The sequence below is a fragment of the Halobacillus sp. BAB-2008 genome, assembly GCF_000328325.1.
In the GTDB taxonomy this organism is placed as follows: Bacteria; Bacillota; Bacilli; order Bacillales; family Halobacillaceae; genus Halobacillus.
Map to the genome: position 1 here is coordinate 1 of NZ_ANPF01000066.1, position 15,077 is coordinate 15,077.

Below are 15,077 nucleotides of genomic sequence, written 5' to 3' on the forward strand. Positions count from 1 at the left end.
TTCTTTATCAAAAGTGGCTCGGGACGGAATCGAACCGCCGACACACGGATTTTCAGTCCGTTGCTCTACCGACTGAGCTACCGAGCCGTATCATTATGTATGATGGCGGAGGAGGAGGGATTCGAACCCCCGCGAGCCGTAAAGCCCCTGGCGGTTTTCAAGACCGCTCCCTTCAGCCAAACTTGGGTACTCCTCCGTATCATGTATGTGGTGGACCCTGCAGGACTCGAACCTGCGACCGATCGGTTATGAGCCGATAGCTCTAACCAGCTGAGCTAAGGGTCCACATGGGGCGGCTGATGGGAATCGAACCCACGAATGCCGGAACCACAATCCGGTGCGTTAACCACTTCGCCACAACCGCCATGTTTCTATTTAATATGTATGGTAGCGGCGGAGGGGATCGAACCCCCGACCTCACGGGTATGAACCGTACGCTCTAGCCAGCTGAGCTACACCGCCATGATATCGCTTGAAGCGACTTTATTAATATAACATTTACGAACTGTAATGTCAACAAGTTTTTCCGGTGTCGTTTTTGGCGACAAGAATAATATACCATCCTGTCCAGAATAGTTCAAGGGTTTTTTAAAAGAAAAGTATTTCATGGATAAAAAAAGATAAACGGCCATTATAAATGGCCGTTTAAACTAATTACAGGCTTTCTTTTTCACCAAGAACTTCTTCCGCAATGTTCACGGCATGGTCGCCGATACGTTCCAGATTGCTGATCATATCTACAAAGACGATACCGGCCTGTCCTGTACAGACGCCTTCATTCAAACGAATGATATGCTTCTTGCGGTAGCTTCTTTCCATACGATCCAACTCATTCTCTTTCTGAACAACGGCGAGCGCTTCTTCTCTGCTCATTGTTTCCAGAGATTTAATGGACTGTTTCACCGTCATCAAAGTCAAATCAATCATCGTATTTAAATCTTCGATTGCCTGCGGTGTCAAATTCACCTTGTTGGAGTTCTTGTAATCGATCAGCTCGATAATGTTCTCGAAGTGATCTCCCATACGCTCGATATCCCGGACAGAATCCATAAGGGTGGAGTGTTTCTTACTCTCTTCGTCCGTTAAGGAAGCTTGGGAAAGATCGACAAGATAGTCGGTAATCTTCCGATCGAGATTGTTCAAGGCTTCTTCGATCTGCAAAGCAATTTCTGAGTGTTTCTGCTGTTTACTGTTCAAGTAAAGGCTCGTTTCCTCCAAGCCTTTATATGCGTACTCTCCCATGCGGACCACTTCTTCTTTGGCCTGGTCGAGCGCAAGAGATGGAGACTGTTCAATAAAGATCGGATCCAAATGCTGCGGCTTATGGTCGATCAAAGAGTCATCTCCAGGTACCAGCTTCACAACCAGCCAAGCAAGGAAAGCTACGAACGGGAACTGCACGATCGTGTTAGCAATGTTGAAAGATCCGTGGGCAAAAGCAATCGTCATTTCTGGTCCCAGATTAAATTTATCCTGAAGCCAGCCGACATAAAGCGTAAACGGATGAAGAAGGATTAAGAATACCGTTGCTCCAATTACGTTGAATATAACGTGGACGGTAGCCGCACGCTTCGCTCCGACACTGGCACCGATAGCTGCGATGACAGCAGTAATCGTCGTTCCGATGTTATCCCCGAAAAGCACAGGAAGAGCTGCCTTTAAATCGACCAGACCTTCCCCGAACAGCCCTTGCAGAATTCCAATTGTTGCACTGGAACTCTGAACAATAACGGTGAACAATGTACCGATGACGACACCGAGGATCGGGTTTTCACTCATGCTTAACGTCAATTCGTGGAAAGCTTCCAAGGATCGGAGAGGCTTCATTCCACCGCTCATGAGCTCCAGTCCGAAGAACAGAGATCCCAGACCGAAGACGGTTTGTCCAATATTTGTTACTTTTTTATTCTTAAAGAAGAAAATCATCAGGGCACCGACTGCTAAGATCGGAAGACCGTAAGCTTTAATATCGATACCAATGATGAACGCTGTAAACGTCGTACCGATATTGGCCCCCATAATAACTCCGATTGCTTGTCGGAATGTCATAAAACCAGCGTTTACAAGTCCGACGGTCAAAACAGTAGTTGTCGAACTACTTTGAACGAGGATCGTTACGACCATACCAGCGATGACACCCATCAATGGATTACTGGTAAAGCGATCTAACAGTTCTCTCAGGCGGTCTCCAGCTACTTTCTGAAGTCCGTCCCCCATATACTTAATACCAAAAAGGAAAATACCGAGTCCGCCGATGAATTCAAATATCATCTGCTGCACGTTGATATCCAATTTTTCTCCACCCTTTCCTCATCCAAGTTGTACATTTTTATATTTATCTATTAAAAACACCTCATTCATTATTAACGATGCGCTCTTTATTTGTAAAGGATAAAAATGAATCTTAACATTAAATTTACAAAGGACAATACTCTATATTCTCTTCCTTCCTTACAAACCCGACACAACAAAGGAGCACCTGTGTTTAAGGTGCTCCTTTGTTAAGATGCTATGCGGGACTTTAGCTTCTCAGAGCCCCGTCCGTCCGCCGGCTCATGTGTCTCCACTTCAACCTTCCATTGATTGGACAAAACCAAGGCCAACATTTCCTTCGTCATCTCTGTGATGCCGGTCTGAATCTCTTCTAAGTTTCTCATGTCTGTCTGATGATGGTTCATGATTTCGAAAAGGTCTTCGGTGTATGTGGATTGTTTATGTACGATATGGTCCATTCCATTCTGAGCGTCCGCCATTTTAGGAATGACTTCTTTGCCTGTAATCAAATGACTTTCCGAAAGGTCCATATAGGCACGGAGGCTTTCCATCCCAGTCATAATTTCATGGAAGCTATCCTTTTCACTGTCGACGATCCTCTCCTGCGTTTCGATCTCTCTGCCTAAATCCTTACATTTATCGGAGAAGTATCTTCCTAAAGACAAAACATCTTTCATACGCTGATCAATTTCTATCGCTGCCGACTTCGAACGATCGGCTAACTTTCGAATCTCTTCTGCTATGACGTGGAAGCCCCGACCTTCTCCTTCTGTTCTCCCTACTTCGATTGAAGCATTCAGTGCAAGCATTCTTGTCTGCTCTGCAATCGCTTGAATCAAAGAACCAGAATCTTTAATGGTGGACATATACCGCTCAAACGTTCCGACCCGTTCCCTCATTTCTTCTATTTCATCTTTTAACCGAAGAAAAGAACGGTCCATTGCATTCATCCCTTCCTGTCCAGTCATAATCGCACCCTTCATTGCCTCTTGTTGTTTCCACATTACTTCCAGTTCCTGTTGTAAGCTTTCAAACATCTCCGTTAAGTCTTGAAAAACTTCTTTTTCTTTATTGAGATGACAGATAGTTTGTCGGCTAGATTCCCGTAAAAGTTCTGTGTCTTGAATGATTTTATTTCTTGACTGGTCCATCCCCTCAAAAGCTCTTCTTAAACCTTCCCCACCTTCTCCCAACCGGTGAGCGGCAGCAGTGACGGAGGACAAGATTCCAGTTATTTTGCTGATCAGTTTGCTGTAACTTTTTTTCAAGGACTGTATTTCCGGTATCGTTGTTTTCACAAAAGATGGGTCCTTCAACGTCCCTTCCCCGGCTTTATCCATCACGCCCTCCAAGCGGTTGAGCGGCCGGACTATCTTCTTCACGGCCCAATATACCACCAGAACGGTAAGGACAAATACCAGCACTCCTATAAAGAAGATATATGCGGCCAGATTGTTGATTTCCTCCATAATATCGGCAGCAGGTATACGGATGATGTATATGCCCTGCAACTCCTGAACGGGAGCAAAGGTGACTAGGATCTCCTCCCCATCCACTTTCCATGTTTTCGTACCACTTTCCGTTTCCTTTATTTTATCCAAATACTCTTCTGGAAAGATCTCCTCCCTATTGGAAGAATAAGTAATGATTCCAGAATCAGTAAGAAGATACATTTCAGCATCCAGGCCGTCCTGTACCAGTTGAGCTTGCTGAGCGTTGACATAGACCTGCATTCTTTTCTGAAACTGTTCTTCCTCTCCTACAAAGGCATACATGAGCTGCTTCGAAATATCCTGTATCATCACCAATTCCCTGTCCAGGCGGTCCTGGATAAACTGCATTTGACTTTCTTTCGCTTTTGAATAGGAAAGGAAACCAATAAGAATTACCGCTATTAACAAAAAGAGCGCAAGGACGAGCGATAATCTCCATTGAAAGCTTAAAGATCGTCTTCTGCTCCCCATCCTGCGCTGTTTAAATTTCCTTCCAACATCATTTAACAAACCTCTCCACTCCCATACGTTGAATCATTCCATTCCAAAGTATGAAGGAGATTTGTTGAGCGAATATGAATGATGTATTAATGAATTGTAATTTTAAGTCTTTTCAACCAGTATTTTAGTCCCATCCACAGCAGCCACCCTTATCGATTCTCCTTTGCCCAGCCACTTTCCATTGGATACGGCACTGTACTCTTTTCCATTCACACGGATCGTCCCTACAGGCCTCATGTCTGTCAACGTTGTTCCACTGCTGCCTACTAAATGACTGTAAGATTCGTTCATGGAATTGTATCCCATTTCCGATGTGAGCTGGTCATTCAACGTCATCTTCGTCCACATATCCCGACGTTTGAACACTTTAAGAAATACGAGCGAGGCGGCCCCGCCGATAATTACACCGATCACGCTGTATAGGCCGGCAACCCAGTTGGGGGCACTGAAACCGACGGCAATAATCATTGTAACGGCTCCAATAGTTGCAAGTGTCCCATCATTGACGACTTTTCCATCAATGATGATCAAGCGATGCCGAGTAAATACACAAGCATCATAATGACGAACATCTCCGGCGCTAGATAACTGGAAAAATAAACGGTTATGAATCCGAGACCGAGAACCGCGAAGACCCCCCGCATATTGACAAGGAGTTCTCCGATGAGGAACATCGTCCCGAGCAAGGTAATGAATAAGGCGACCCAGTCATAGGTTAACACGGCATTTCACTTCCTCTCCTTCTATGTTACTTTATACGTGCGAGCAGACGGATTCGTTTCAAACGTTATCCATTTTTTTAAATTCCACGGCATGGTATAATTCCATGGGTACCAATAATTACGAAGGGTTCCTGCCTTACCGGCATCTCTTTTGAGTGTCTATGCTTCTCTTTTCTGCCGGTAGCCCTTATAATGAAGGTTGGAAAATAACCTTGCATACCTTTTTGTTAATAAATAAAGGAGCGATTTTACATGCCAATTACGCACAGAAAAGATACCCGTCCCGTAAAAGTCGGCGACGTGACCATAGGTGGATCGGACGAAGTAGTCATCCAGTCCATGACCACAACCAAAACACACGATGTGGAAGCGACCGTTGCCGAAATCAAGCGTCTGGAAGAGGCAGGATGTCAAATTGTCCGTGTCGCCTGTCCGGATGACCGCGCAGCCGATGCCATTCCGGAAATCAAAAAACGCATCAACATCCCGTTGGTCGTCGACATTCATTTCGATTACAGAAAGGCATTAAAAGCGATCGAAGGCGGCGCGGATAAGATCCGCATCAATCCGGGAAATATCGGAAGCCGCGAGAAAGTGGAAGCTGTCGTAAAAGCAGCTAAAGAGAAAGGCATTCCCATCCGAATCGGTGTGAACGCCGGTTCCCTGGAACGTCATATCCTTGAGAAATATGGATATCCGACTGCGGATGGTATGGTGGAAAGCGCATTGCATCATATCAAAATCCTGGAAGATCTTGATTTTCATGATATTATTGTTTCCCTTAAAGCTTCGGATGTAAAACTGGCGATTGAAGCTTATGAGAAAGCGGCAGCAGCCTTCACTTATCCGATCCACTTGGGAATTACTGAATCAGGAACGCTTTTTGCCGGAACTGTAAAAAGCGCCGCCGGCCTTGGTGCGATTCTTAGTAAAGGAATCGGCAGCACAGTCCGCATCAGTTTGAGTGCCGACCCTGTCGAAGAAGTAAAAGTGGCGAAGGAACTTCTGAAATCATTCGGTCTTGCTGCCAATGCAGCGACACTAATCTCTTGCCCGACGTGTGGACGTATTGAAATCGACTTGATTTCCATTGCCAATGAAGTCGAAGAATACATCCAGACGATCAAAGCCCCGATCAAAGTGGCCGTTCTCGGATGTGCCGTAAACGGACCGGGAGAAGCGAGAGAAGCGGATATTGGAATCGCTGGAGCAAGAGGCGAAGGACTATTGTTCCGTCACGGGGAAATCATCCGTAAGGTACCGGAAGATATCATGGTGGAAGAATTGAAGAAAGAAGTCGACAAACTCGCTGAAGAACATTATGAGAAAGAACGCTTGAAGAAAGAAGAACAGAAACAATCCTGACAAAAAGGGTGGACCATAAAGGTCCACCCTTTTCACATTCAGATCAAGTTAAAAAATGGAGCGAAGAACAACGAAAAGGCAATAGATACGATACTGATGATAATCGCCATATTTCCAAGCGTATCTGCACCACGTCGTTTCCCTATGGCACCGAAAATGATGCCTGTTACACCAAGTATGATTGGTGCAAAGAAGAAGGAGAGAATGGCAGCCGTGAGCCCGATCCAGCCCATACCGACTTTGACGTCTTCCCTTTCTTCCATAGTGGTTTCTTGTTCTCTATGGTTCATCGGTTCGTCTATACGGCCGATTGCCGCTTCCTGAGCGAACTCCTCTTCGTAACTGTCCCCGTAAACCGGCTGGTCCGGTCCACGTCCATGATCGTCCACATCTTCTGCACGCTCACGGTAACCGGCTTCCTGTCTGAAATCCTGCTCCTGCATCTCTGCAAAAGCTTCATTCAACACTTCATCGGTAGTCGGCTCATCTCCATTGTGCACTTGTTCTAATTCATCTCCGTGTCTCGGAGCTTTTTCTGTTTCCTGATTCTCAACAGGCTTCTTTGGATCATACATACGAACACCCTCACTTTCTGTTTGGAGAATCACGTTTAGTATGTGTGCCTGACGGTGATTTTAAGTGAGGGAGTTCATGGTAAATTCGAGTTGCCAGCGAGGCGTCACACCACTCACTTCTTCTTAGTTGGGGGCATTCAAAAAACACAAATCCTTCCCACTTTTCATACTGTGTTATAAATAGCGGGAAGAAGGGGAGTATCTGCCAATGATGAAGCATGTGGCCCAACAGTTCATTGCACAGAAGTTGAAAGAGATGACCGTTGATGACTTATTATCCTACAGTCGGAAGTACGGTATTCCAATCACTCGGCAGGAAGCAGAAAAAATCGTCAAAGAACTGAGGAAATCGAAGGAGAACCCCTTCGATCCTGAGGACAGGAAACGTATGCTTGGTAAACTGGCTAAAATCACTTCAAAAGAAACAGCGCTTTCCGTTCATCGTTTACTTAAAAAGGTTGCTAAAGAATACGGAGTCGAGCATTGGCTCTAATAAAAAAAGGCAGGGGAAAGATTCCCTGCCTTTTTTCCTTATTGTTCCATTATTTTCTCTTTTAAGCCTTCATCGAACGTACCCTCTTTGATCATATCGATTTCAAAGCGATACGGAGGTTTTTTATTCTTTTTGTCTTCTCCGACATAAGGCGTTTCGAGAATTTTTGGAAGATCCTTTAACTCCGGATGATGGACGACTTTATGAAGAGCATCAAAGCCGATATGTCCGAACCCGATGTTTTCATGACGGTCTTTCTGAGCGCCGCATACGTTCTTGCTGTCATTCACGTGTACAACCTTGAGGCGGTCAAGCCCTACGATCCGGTCGAAGTCTTCCAGCACTCCGTCAAAGTCGTTTACGACATCATAACCGGCATCGTGGATGTGGCACGTATCCATACATACGGACAGCTTTTCATTCAACGTTACGCCATCCATAATTTTTGCCAGTTCATCAAAACTTCTGCCGATCTCGGATCCTTTACCTGCCATCGTCTCCAGAGCGATTTGGACGTGCTGATCTTTGTTAAGCACTTCATTCAAACCTTCAATGATCTTTGGCAGCCCTTTATCTACTCCTTGTCCAACATGAGATCCTGGATGCAGGACAATCTGTCTTGCACCCAGAGCCTCTGTACGCTCGATTTCATTTCGAAGGAAATCAACCCCGAGTTCAAACGTTTCCGGTTTCGTTGTATTTCCTAAGTTAATGATATACGGGGCGTGAACAACGATATCATTAATACCGTGTTCTTTCATATGTTGCAGGCCCGCCTCGATATTCAATTCTTCGATCGGACGACGCCTCGTATTCTGGGGCGCACCTGTGTAGATCATAAACGTACCGGAGCCATAGGAAGCCGCTTCTTCACTGGCACCTAACAGCATCTTCTTCCCTTTCATCGATACGTGTGAACCGATTTTAAGCATGGAATCCCTTCCCTTTCTTATTTCCTCTTATAACTTTCCCGTTTCAATTTACGCAGATTCTTACTTGCTTCCTTTTTAATTTTCTTCTTATATCCTGGTTTAACTTTTTTCGGCTTCCGGACCATCTGTTTCGCTTTTCGCTCGATATCAGATGTTCGTCGTTCTCTGTTCTGACGCTCATTATAGGCGTTGATCTCTTTCCATTCGCCATTCTTCACCTCATAAAACTCGAACGTAAGGCCTTTCTTCTCGAGCTTTTGAATCAGCGGCAAATCAGATTCTTTATACAGGTTGATTGCCGTTCCCTGAAGACCGGCACGGGCCGTTCTTCCGACGCGGTGCACATAGAACTCTTCTTCTTTCGGCATTTGGGCATTGATGACGTGACTCACACCCTGGATATCAATACCACGGGAAGCAAGGTCCGTTGCCACAATATACTGGTAGCGAAGACTTTGCAATTCCTTCAGCATCCGCTTTCGTTCCCTTGGCGATAGTCCACCGTGCAGGACTCCGACCTCAAGACCACGGCTAATCAGATCATCTGCAAGCTGGTCTGCATGTTTCTTTCCGTTGGTGAAGATAATCGCTAGGTACGGCTGAATCGATTTGGATATTTCTATGATTACGTCTGCCGGCTCTTTATGACGGAGCGGTACTAAACGGTGCTCCATTGTTTCCGGTGACGGTTTATCATCTTCGATTTGAATGTGGACAGGATTCGTCAAATATTTTTTGAGGAACGGCTGTAAACGCTCCGGGATCGTTGCTGAGAATACAAGCATTTGGACGTTTTCATCCATCCGTACAAGGATTTGGTCGACTTCTTCAATGAAACCGAGATCAAGCATTAAGTCCGCTTCATCTAAGACAAAACCTTTCGCATGATAGAGGTCGACCGCCTCTTCCTTCACCATATCTAAAATACGACCCGGTGTTCCAACAACGATATGCGGCTTGCGGGAAGCAAGCTTATCGACCATCTTCTGCTTGTCCGTTCCGCCGATCAAAAGCTTGGACAACCATGCTTCTTCTTTACCAGCAAATCTTATTGCCTTTTTCACTTCCTCGTGAATTTGGATAGCTAGCTCCCTTGTGGGTGCTGTAATAACGAACTGCACTTCATCGAGCGATTCATCCATTTTGTTCAACAAAGGCAGCAGGTATGCATGGGTTTTTCCAGAGCCTGTGTGTGATTGACCGATCAGGCTCTCCCCTCTTAATGCAGGAGGCAGGACCTGCTGCTGAATTGGTGTCGGTGTCTTAAAGCCCAATCCTTCGACGATCCGACTAACTGTCGAAGTGATGGCGTATTGATCAAATGTATGCTTACTCATAACCGTTCTCCTTTAATGTAAAATGTTCCTTCCCTATTATAAGGGAGTGGGAGCCAAAATGCACGATAACGTTCTATTGCGACAACTTTCTTTGTCATCTTTCGCTTTACCCTTTATAATGAAAATGGTACTTTAATAGTCACTGGATTGTATAAAGAGGAGGACGCTAACAAATGGAAGTCATTAAAATCGCCCCTCGCGGTTATTGTTATGGCGTAGTAGATGCCATGGTCATTGCACAGAATGCTGCCAAAGACCCTAATCTGCCTCGCCCTATTCATATATTAGGGATGATCGTCCACAATTCCCACGTCACGGATGCCTTCAAAGAAGAAGGAATTATCACCGTCGACGGGAAGAACCGGATGGATCTCTTGGAAGGAATCAATGAAGGCACTGTTATCTTCACGGCTCACGGAGTATCCCCGGAAGTGAAAGAGCGCGCGAAAGCGAAAGGGCTGGTCACGCTGGATGCAACCTGTCCGGACGTAACGAACACACATAATCTGATTCGTAAGAAGGTCGCTGAAGGTTATGAAATCATTTATGTCGGGAAGAAGGGACACCCGGAGCCTGAAGGAGCCATGGGCGTTGCCCCCGGAAAAGTGCATCTCGTACAGACAGAAGAAGATGTCGAAAACCTCACGCTGACACATGACAAGCTGATGATTACCAACCAGACGACGATGAGTCAATGGGATGTGTATGATGTCATGGAAAAAGCAAAAGAAAAGTATCCACAGCTCGAGAAACAGCAGGAGATCTGCATGGCTACGCAAGTAAGGCAGGAGGCTGTTTCCGAACAGGCAGGAGCCGCAGATCTCACACTTGTCGTCGGTGACCCTAAGAGTAATAACTCCAACCGTCTCGCGCAGGTTTCCATGGAGAAGGCCGGGACAACCGCTTACCGGATCGCCGATGTAACGGAAATCCAGTTGGAATGGCTGGAAGGAGTAGAGAAGGTAGCCGTTACTGCCGGTGCCTCCACACCGACACCGATTACGAAAGAAGTCATTAAATTCATTGAACAATACGATAGAAATAATGAAGAAACATGGATCCGTGAATCCAAAGTGGAGCAGAAAAAGATCCTGCCCCGCGTCAAGGTTAAGAACCGCGAACGTAAATAAAGGAAAGCAGGGAGCACATCGTGCCCCCTGCTTTTTTTGTATGTTGGAGAAACATAAACCAACGCCGGTCCCTTGAATCCTGAGGACTACTTTTATGGTGCCGGACAGCTAAGGATAGATTGTTCACCCTTCTTTTTACTGGAAAGTGAACGGTTCCGTTACCGCCTCGGATACCATAATGTTCATCCTTTCATCCTTATTACACTCCTGCTCAAGGAAATCTTTAATGACCGGACAGATGAGCTTTTCGACATGGTGACCGGGATCAATGACAGCAAGCCCCATTTCCAAAGCGTCCTGCGCTGCGTGGAACGTCATATCGCCTGTTATATAGACATCTGCGCCCATGCGCTTCGCTGCATGAATGTATTTCTCTCCACTTCCTCCGAGAACAGCAACCTTTTTCACTTGCTTGTCCATTCTGCCTGTAACACGTAAAGCCGGAATCTCATAGGCAACCTTCACTTTTTCAGCGAACAGTTCCAGTGCTTCAGGAGCATCCAGCTCCCCAATCCGGCCAAGCCCATAAGAGGCACCTTCATTCAATAGTGGATAGATGTCATAGGCGACTTCCTCATAAGGATGCGCCTCTTCCATAGACCGGAGCACATCTTTGAGCTTACGCTTTTCCACAATCGTCTCCAACCTCACCTCATCGACGGTTTCCAGTTTTCCGCTTTCCCCGAGATAAGGGTCCGTACCTTCCAGAGGGAGAAAAGCTCCATGCCCTTTACTTTGGTAAGAGCAGTGGCTGTAATTGCCGATATGGCCCGCGCCGGCGTACCCCAGGGCTGCCTGGACGTTAGACGCATGTGTCTCCGGGACGAAAACAACAAGCTTTACAAGCTCTTCTTTCCCTGTTTCCATCAATGGTCTCGTGTCCTTCAACCCGAGGGCATCTGCCATCACATCGTTTACACCGCCACTTGCAATATCCAGATTGGTATGGGCGGCATAGACGGTGATATCATGTTGGATCAGTTTGCGAACGACCCGCCCCTTCGGCGTATCAAAGTTAATTTGATGAAGCTTGACGAATAGTAGCGGATGATGGGCAATAATTAAATCGACGTTCTTTTCAACGGCTTCATCCACGACGTTCTCCAACACATCCAGCGTCACCATAACGTTACGGACGGGTTTATTTAATGATCCCACCTGAAGGCCGACATTATCCCAATCGTAGGCCAACGTTTTAGGTGACCACTCTTCCAACCGTTTAATAATCTGTTGTGCTGTCATGGTTGCATTCATGACCCCAATTCCTCCTTCAGCCAATCGATTTCTTGCTGCAATCGGGCTATTTTCTCTTCATCGAATCGCGCCGCCCGCTTCACCTGGCTGAGCACGTATTCCTTCTTTTGCTTTTCCTCTTTACATTTCTGTATAAACGCATCATTTCTTTCAGACAAGAGAAACGGTCCGAGCCACAATTCCTTCTCTTTGTTCGATGTATAAGGTCTTTCCGGTTCTCCTTTTTCTGCAACGAGCACTTCATAGATGTGACCGTTCTCTTCGAGGATCTGTTCTTCGATGAGCTCGTACCCGTTAGCGATGTACCAAAGGCGAAGTGCCTTAGCATCGATGTTCGGCTGTGTAATGATCCTTTCGACTGAATCAAGTTTATCTTTGCCCTGCTCGAGGATATCCCGGATCAAGGGACCGCCCATTCCCGCTATCGTGATTTGTTGGATGCCGTCTTCTGGCTGGATCACTTCGAGCCCATTTCCAAGCCGCACATCAATCCGTGCCTCCAGGTTTTGTGTCTGCACTTCGTCTACTGCACTTTGAAACGGTCCTTGATTTACTTCCCCGGCAACAGCACTCGCCGATTCATCTTTAAGGCAGACATAGCAAGGCAGATAGGCATGGTCGGAACCGATATCCGCAAAGCGGGCCCCTTTCGGCAAATAGTCGGCTACAACAGCCAGACGGTCAGATAATTGGTTAACATTCATAGTTTTCTTCATTCCCTCTCTCATAAAAAGAAAAGCTTTCTGAAACAGCCCAGAAAGCTTTTCTTACCTGTTACTTATTTTTTCTCTGCCAGCCATTCGGCCAGCTGTGTAGCTTGCTCTCCGGTGTAAAGCCCGGCAGGCATCGCGGAACCTTTTCCGTTTACAATGATATCCTCAATTTCTTCAGCGGAATAGCGGCTGCCTACTTCCTGCAGGTTAGGACCTGCGCCACCGCTTAAGTCGCCTCCGTGACAGTTGGAACATTTGCTTTGGAACATCTCTTCAGGGTTAGCATCTACCGTTTCTTCTTGCTGCTCTCCGCCGCCTTCTTCTTCGTTCTGAATGGCTTCGCGTTGATTGTTACCTGCTGTGGATACAATGATCATAGCGATGATCCCCAGAACAGCAATCACTGCGAATGGAATCACAGGGTTTCTTCTCATCGGTTGCAACCTCCTTATGTATTCCCACTTATTAAATTTTTCACGTCTGTCCGACTATCTTTATTCTACTTGAAAACTGTTTCATATAAAAGAGTAAACCTGTGAAATTTTACAAATTCACAAGTACTGCGAGTAGTAAAAATCCCGCCAAACCAGAAATCGTAAGGGTTTTCACGCTGAGACGGTGTCCGATGGCTACCCAAAGAAAGCAATGAAAAGCGGCCGTCCACGCCAAACTGGATGAACCAGGGAAATAATACCCCACCGCTGTTATCGAAAGAACGAAGAAGATAAGCAGACCGACAATCAGAGGAAGCGGAAACCAAATCGATTTTCTATATTTTAACCAACCCGAATGAATCCATGCAGTGATTACAAAACTCGACAAAAGCCCTGTTTGCATTATGATTCCCATTTGAGTAAAATAAATGACAAGAAATGAAAGGGGTAACAAAATCAGGGTAACAGCTAAAAAGCTGTAGAACAGGAGACTGCTCCACTTCAGCCGGGAACCTCTTTTTTCCTCCTGACCGTCTCCCTGAGTATAGAGAGCCAACAGGAAATCACAGTACGTAGCAGGCAGTAGACGATTTTGCTTCCAGTAATGGATCTCATTGATTATGACCTTCGTACGCTCATCTCTCATAGCATCCTCCTGAAGCCAAAATAAAAACCCAGAACCCGTTTTCTGCAAGAAAAGGGTCCTGAGTCTGTGGGCTTATTCCATGAAGTCTTTCAAACGTTTGCTTCGGCTCGGATGTCTCAGCTTACGCAGAGCTTTAGCTTCGATTTGACGGATCCTTTCGCGTGTGACACCGAACACTTTCCCTACTTCTTCAAGCGTGCGTGTGCGGCCATCATCCAGACCGAAACGAAGGCGGAGGACGTTTTCCTCACGGTCCGTCAATGTGTCAAGCACGTCTTCGAGCTGCTCTTTTAATAGTTCATAGGCTGCATGGTCAGAAGGAGATGTCGCTTCCTGATCCTCAATGAAGTCTCCCAGATGAGAATCATCCTCTTCCCCGATAGGCGTTTCCAAAGATACAGGCTCCTGAGCAATCTTCAGAATCTCTCTTACTTTATCCGGGGTAAGATCCATGTCCTGTGCGATTTCTTCCGGTGTAGGCTCTCGGCCAAGATCCTGCAGAAGCTGACGCTGGACGCGAATCAATTTGTTGATCGTTTCCACCATGTGAACAGGAATACGAATCGTACGAGCCTGGTCAGCAATGGCGCGGGTAATCGCCTGTCTGATCCACCACGTTGCGTACGTGCTGAACTTGTACCCTTTTCGGTAATCAAATTTCTCAACCGCTTTGATCAGGCCCATGTTCCCTTCTTGAATGAGATCAAGGAACAGCATGCCGCGACCTACATAACGCTTGGCGATACTGACGACCAAACGAAGGTTTGCTTCCGCCAAGTCCCGCTTCGCTTCTTCATCTCCACTTTCAATCCGCTGTGCCAGACTGATTTCATCTTTAGCAGAAAGAAGGTTGACGCGCCCGATTTCTTTCAAGTACATACGGACTGGGTCATTGATTTTCACACCGGGAGGTACACTTAAATCGTTGAGGTCGAATTCCTCTTCTTTGTCGAGCTGTTTCATACTTGGATCCGATTCAGAGTCACCGATTACCTCGATTCCCTGCTCACTTAAGTGCTCGTAGAATTCATCCATCTGATCTGAATCCAATTCAAAATTGGAGAGCTTTTCAGCGATTTCCTCGTATGCAAGCACCCCTCTTTTCTTACCTATTTCCACTACCTGCTCTTTTGCCTGCTCAAGGGTCAATTCTGTCTGATTTTCCGTTTCTTTAGAACGTGATGGCTGTTGTTTCTTATTTGCCATGT

At 46.1% G+C, this 15,077-nt stretch carries 15 protein-coding genes and 5 tRNA genes; 3 read left to right on the forward strand and 17 right to left on the reverse strand.

The features are described 5' to 3' along the window. Positions 1-14 precede the first annotated feature (14 nt). From D479_RS14065 to D479_RS21310, 9 genes are all read right to left on the reverse strand, one after another. Positions 15-87: transfer RNA gene (locus tag D479_RS14065), tRNA-Phe, on the reverse strand. 16 nt (positions 88-103) lie between these two features. Further along, positions 104-196 (reverse strand) — tRNA-Ser (locus D479_RS14070). A gap of 12 nt (positions 197-208) precedes the next feature. Beyond that, positions 209-285 (reverse strand) — tRNA-Ile (locus D479_RS14075). Positions 286-288: 3 nt separating this feature from the next. After that, positions 289-364, reverse strand: a tRNA-His gene (locus D479_RS14080). A gap of 21 nt (positions 365-385) precedes the next feature. Next, positions 386-462: transfer RNA gene (locus D479_RS14085), tRNA-Met, on the reverse strand. 192 nt (positions 463-654) lie between these two features. Beyond that, entirely contained in the window at positions 655-2,292 is a 1,638-nt protein-coding gene (locus D479_RS14090; protein ID WP_008638221.1) for a Na/Pi cotransporter family protein, read from the reverse strand. 209 nt (positions 2,293-2,501) lie between these two features. Next, the gene (locus D479_RS14095) at positions 2,502-4,277 is read right to left on the reverse strand and encodes a methyl-accepting chemotaxis protein (RefSeq protein WP_008638222.1); all 1,776 of its coding nucleotides are present in this window, start codon (positions 4,275-4,277) and stop codon (positions 2,502-2,504) included. A gap of 93 nt (positions 4,278-4,370) precedes the next feature. Continuing rightward, on the reverse strand, positions 4,371-4,736 hold the full coding sequence (locus D479_RS21305; protein ID WP_346773256.1) for an NfeD family protein: 366 nt from the start codon (positions 4,734-4,736) through the stop codon (positions 4,371-4,373). Between the two features lie 59 nt (positions 4,737-4,795). After that, positions 4,796-4,990, reverse strand: coding sequence for a hypothetical protein (locus D479_RS21310; RefSeq protein ID WP_346773257.1), 195 nt, complete (start codon positions 4,988-4,990; stop codon positions 4,796-4,798). A gap of 258 nt (positions 4,991-5,248) precedes the next feature. On the opposite strand from D479_RS21310, the gene ispG reads away from it, so the two are divergent. Beyond that, on the forward strand, positions 5,249-6,355 hold the full coding sequence (ispG, locus tag D479_RS14105; protein WP_193743888.1) for a flavodoxin-dependent (E)-4-hydroxy-3-methylbut-2-enyl-diphosphate synthase: 1,107 nt from the start codon (positions 5,249-5,251) through the stop codon (positions 6,353-6,355). Between the two features lie 38 nt (positions 6,356-6,393). Here the strand turns inward: ispG and D479_RS14110 are convergent, their stop codons facing one another. Next, positions 6,394-6,930: a hypothetical protein gene (locus tag D479_RS14110; RefSeq protein WP_008638224.1), complete on the reverse strand. Its 537-nt coding sequence runs from the start codon at positions 6,928-6,930 to the stop codon at positions 6,394-6,396. 208 nt (positions 6,931-7,138) lie between these two features. On the opposite strand from D479_RS14110, the gene D479_RS14115 reads away from it, so the two are divergent. Beyond that, the gene (locus D479_RS14115) at positions 7,139-7,423 is read left to right on the forward strand and encodes a DUF2624 domain-containing protein (RefSeq protein WP_008638227.1); all 285 of its coding nucleotides are present in this window, start codon (positions 7,139-7,141) and stop codon (positions 7,421-7,423) included. A gap of 38 nt (positions 7,424-7,461) precedes the next feature. On the opposite strand, the gene D479_RS14120 is transcribed toward D479_RS14115, so the two are convergent. Together D479_RS14120 and D479_RS14125 are read right to left on the reverse strand one after the other, a co-directional pair. Further along, the gene (locus D479_RS14120; RefSeq protein ID WP_008638229.1) at positions 7,462-8,355 is read right to left on the reverse strand and encodes a deoxyribonuclease IV; all 894 of its coding nucleotides are present in this window, start codon (positions 8,353-8,355) and stop codon (positions 7,462-7,464) included. A 17-nt stretch (positions 8,356-8,372) separates the two neighbouring features. Next, positions 8,373-9,692, reverse strand: a complete 1,320-nt coding sequence (locus tag D479_RS14125) for a DEAD/DEAH box helicase (RefSeq protein WP_008638231.1) — start codon at positions 9,690-9,692, stop codon at positions 8,373-8,375. Positions 9,693-9,865: 173 nt separating this feature from the next. On the opposite strand from D479_RS14125, the gene D479_RS14130 reads away from it, so the two are divergent. Continuing rightward, complete coding sequence (locus D479_RS14130) at positions 9,866-10,822, forward strand: 4-hydroxy-3-methylbut-2-enyl diphosphate reductase (protein ID WP_008638233.1); 957 nt, start codon at positions 9,866-9,868, stop codon at positions 10,820-10,822. A gap of 135 nt (positions 10,823-10,957) precedes the next feature. Here D479_RS14130 and D479_RS14135 read toward each other — a convergent pair whose 3' ends face one another. The 5 genes from D479_RS14135 to rpoD form a co-directional block, all read right to left on the reverse strand. Beyond that, complete coding sequence (locus tag D479_RS14135; RefSeq protein ID WP_008638235.1) at positions 10,958-12,076, reverse strand: Nif3-like dinuclear metal center hexameric protein; 1,119 nt, start codon at positions 12,074-12,076, stop codon at positions 10,958-10,960. Further along, positions 12,073-12,792 carry a tRNA (adenine(22)-N(1))-methyltransferase TrmK gene (locus D479_RS14140; RefSeq protein ID WP_236096515.1) on the reverse strand — a complete coding sequence of 240 codons (720 nt, stop codon included), beginning with the start codon at positions 12,790-12,792 and terminating at the stop codon, positions 12,073-12,075. Before D479_RS14140 ends, D479_RS14135 begins: the two co-directional genes overlap by 4 nt. Positions 12,793-12,854: 62 nt before the next feature. Next, a complete protein-coding gene (gene cccA / locus D479_RS14145; RefSeq protein WP_008638240.1) occupies positions 12,855-13,223 on the reverse strand; it encodes a cytochrome c550 in 369 nt (122 codons plus the stop codon). A gap of 109 nt (positions 13,224-13,332) precedes the next feature. Then, positions 13,333-13,869: a hypothetical protein gene (locus D479_RS14150; RefSeq protein ID WP_008638242.1), complete on the reverse strand. Its 537-nt coding sequence runs from the start codon at positions 13,867-13,869 to the stop codon at positions 13,333-13,335. 72 nt (positions 13,870-13,941) lie between these two features. Further along, entirely contained in the window at positions 13,942-15,075 is a 1,134-nt protein-coding gene (gene rpoD / locus D479_RS14155) for an RNA polymerase sigma factor RpoD (RefSeq protein WP_008638243.1), read from the reverse strand. Positions 15,076-15,077: the final 2 nt, after the last annotated feature.

Coding starts and splice junctions, on each gene's coding strand:
- D479_RS21305 (WP_346773256.1), bottom strand. CDS start 4,736: ATGATTATTGCCGTCGGTTTCAGTGCCCCCAACTGGGTTGCCGGCCTA.
- D479_RS14110 (WP_008638224.1), bottom strand. CDS start 6,930: ATGTATGATCCAAAGAAGCCTGTTGAGAATCAGGAAACAGAAAAAGCT.
- D479_RS14115 (WP_008638227.1), top strand. CDS start 7,139: ATGATGAAGCATGTGGCCCAACAGTTCATTGCACAGAAGTTGAAAGAG.
- D479_RS14120 (WP_008638229.1), bottom strand. CDS start 8,355: ATGCTTAAAATCGGTTCACACGTATCGATGAAAGGGAAGAAGATGCTG.
- D479_RS14125 (WP_008638231.1), bottom strand. CDS start 9,692: ATGAGTAAGCATACATTTGATCAATACGCCATCACTTCGACAGTTAGT.
- D479_RS14130 (WP_008638233.1), top strand. CDS start 9,866: ATGGAAGTCATTAAAATCGCCCCTCGCGGTTATTGTTATGGCGTAGTA.
- D479_RS14135 (WP_008638235.1), bottom strand. CDS start 12,076: ATGAATGCAACCATGACAGCACAACAGATTATTAAACGGTTGGAAGAG.
- D479_RS14140 (WP_236096515.1), bottom strand. CDS start 12,792: ATGAAGAAAACTATGAATGTTAACCAATTATCTGACCGTCTGGCTGTT.
- cccA (WP_008638240.1), bottom strand. CDS start 13,223: ATGAGAAGAAACCCTGTGATTCCATTCGCAGTGATTGCTGTTCTGGGG.
- D479_RS14150 (WP_008638242.1), bottom strand. CDS start 13,869: ATGAGAGATGAGCGTACGAAGGTCATAATCAATGAGATCCATTACTGG.
- rpoD (WP_008638243.1), bottom strand. CDS start 15,075: ATGGCAAATAAGAAACAACAGCCATCACGTTCTAAAGAAACGGAAAAT.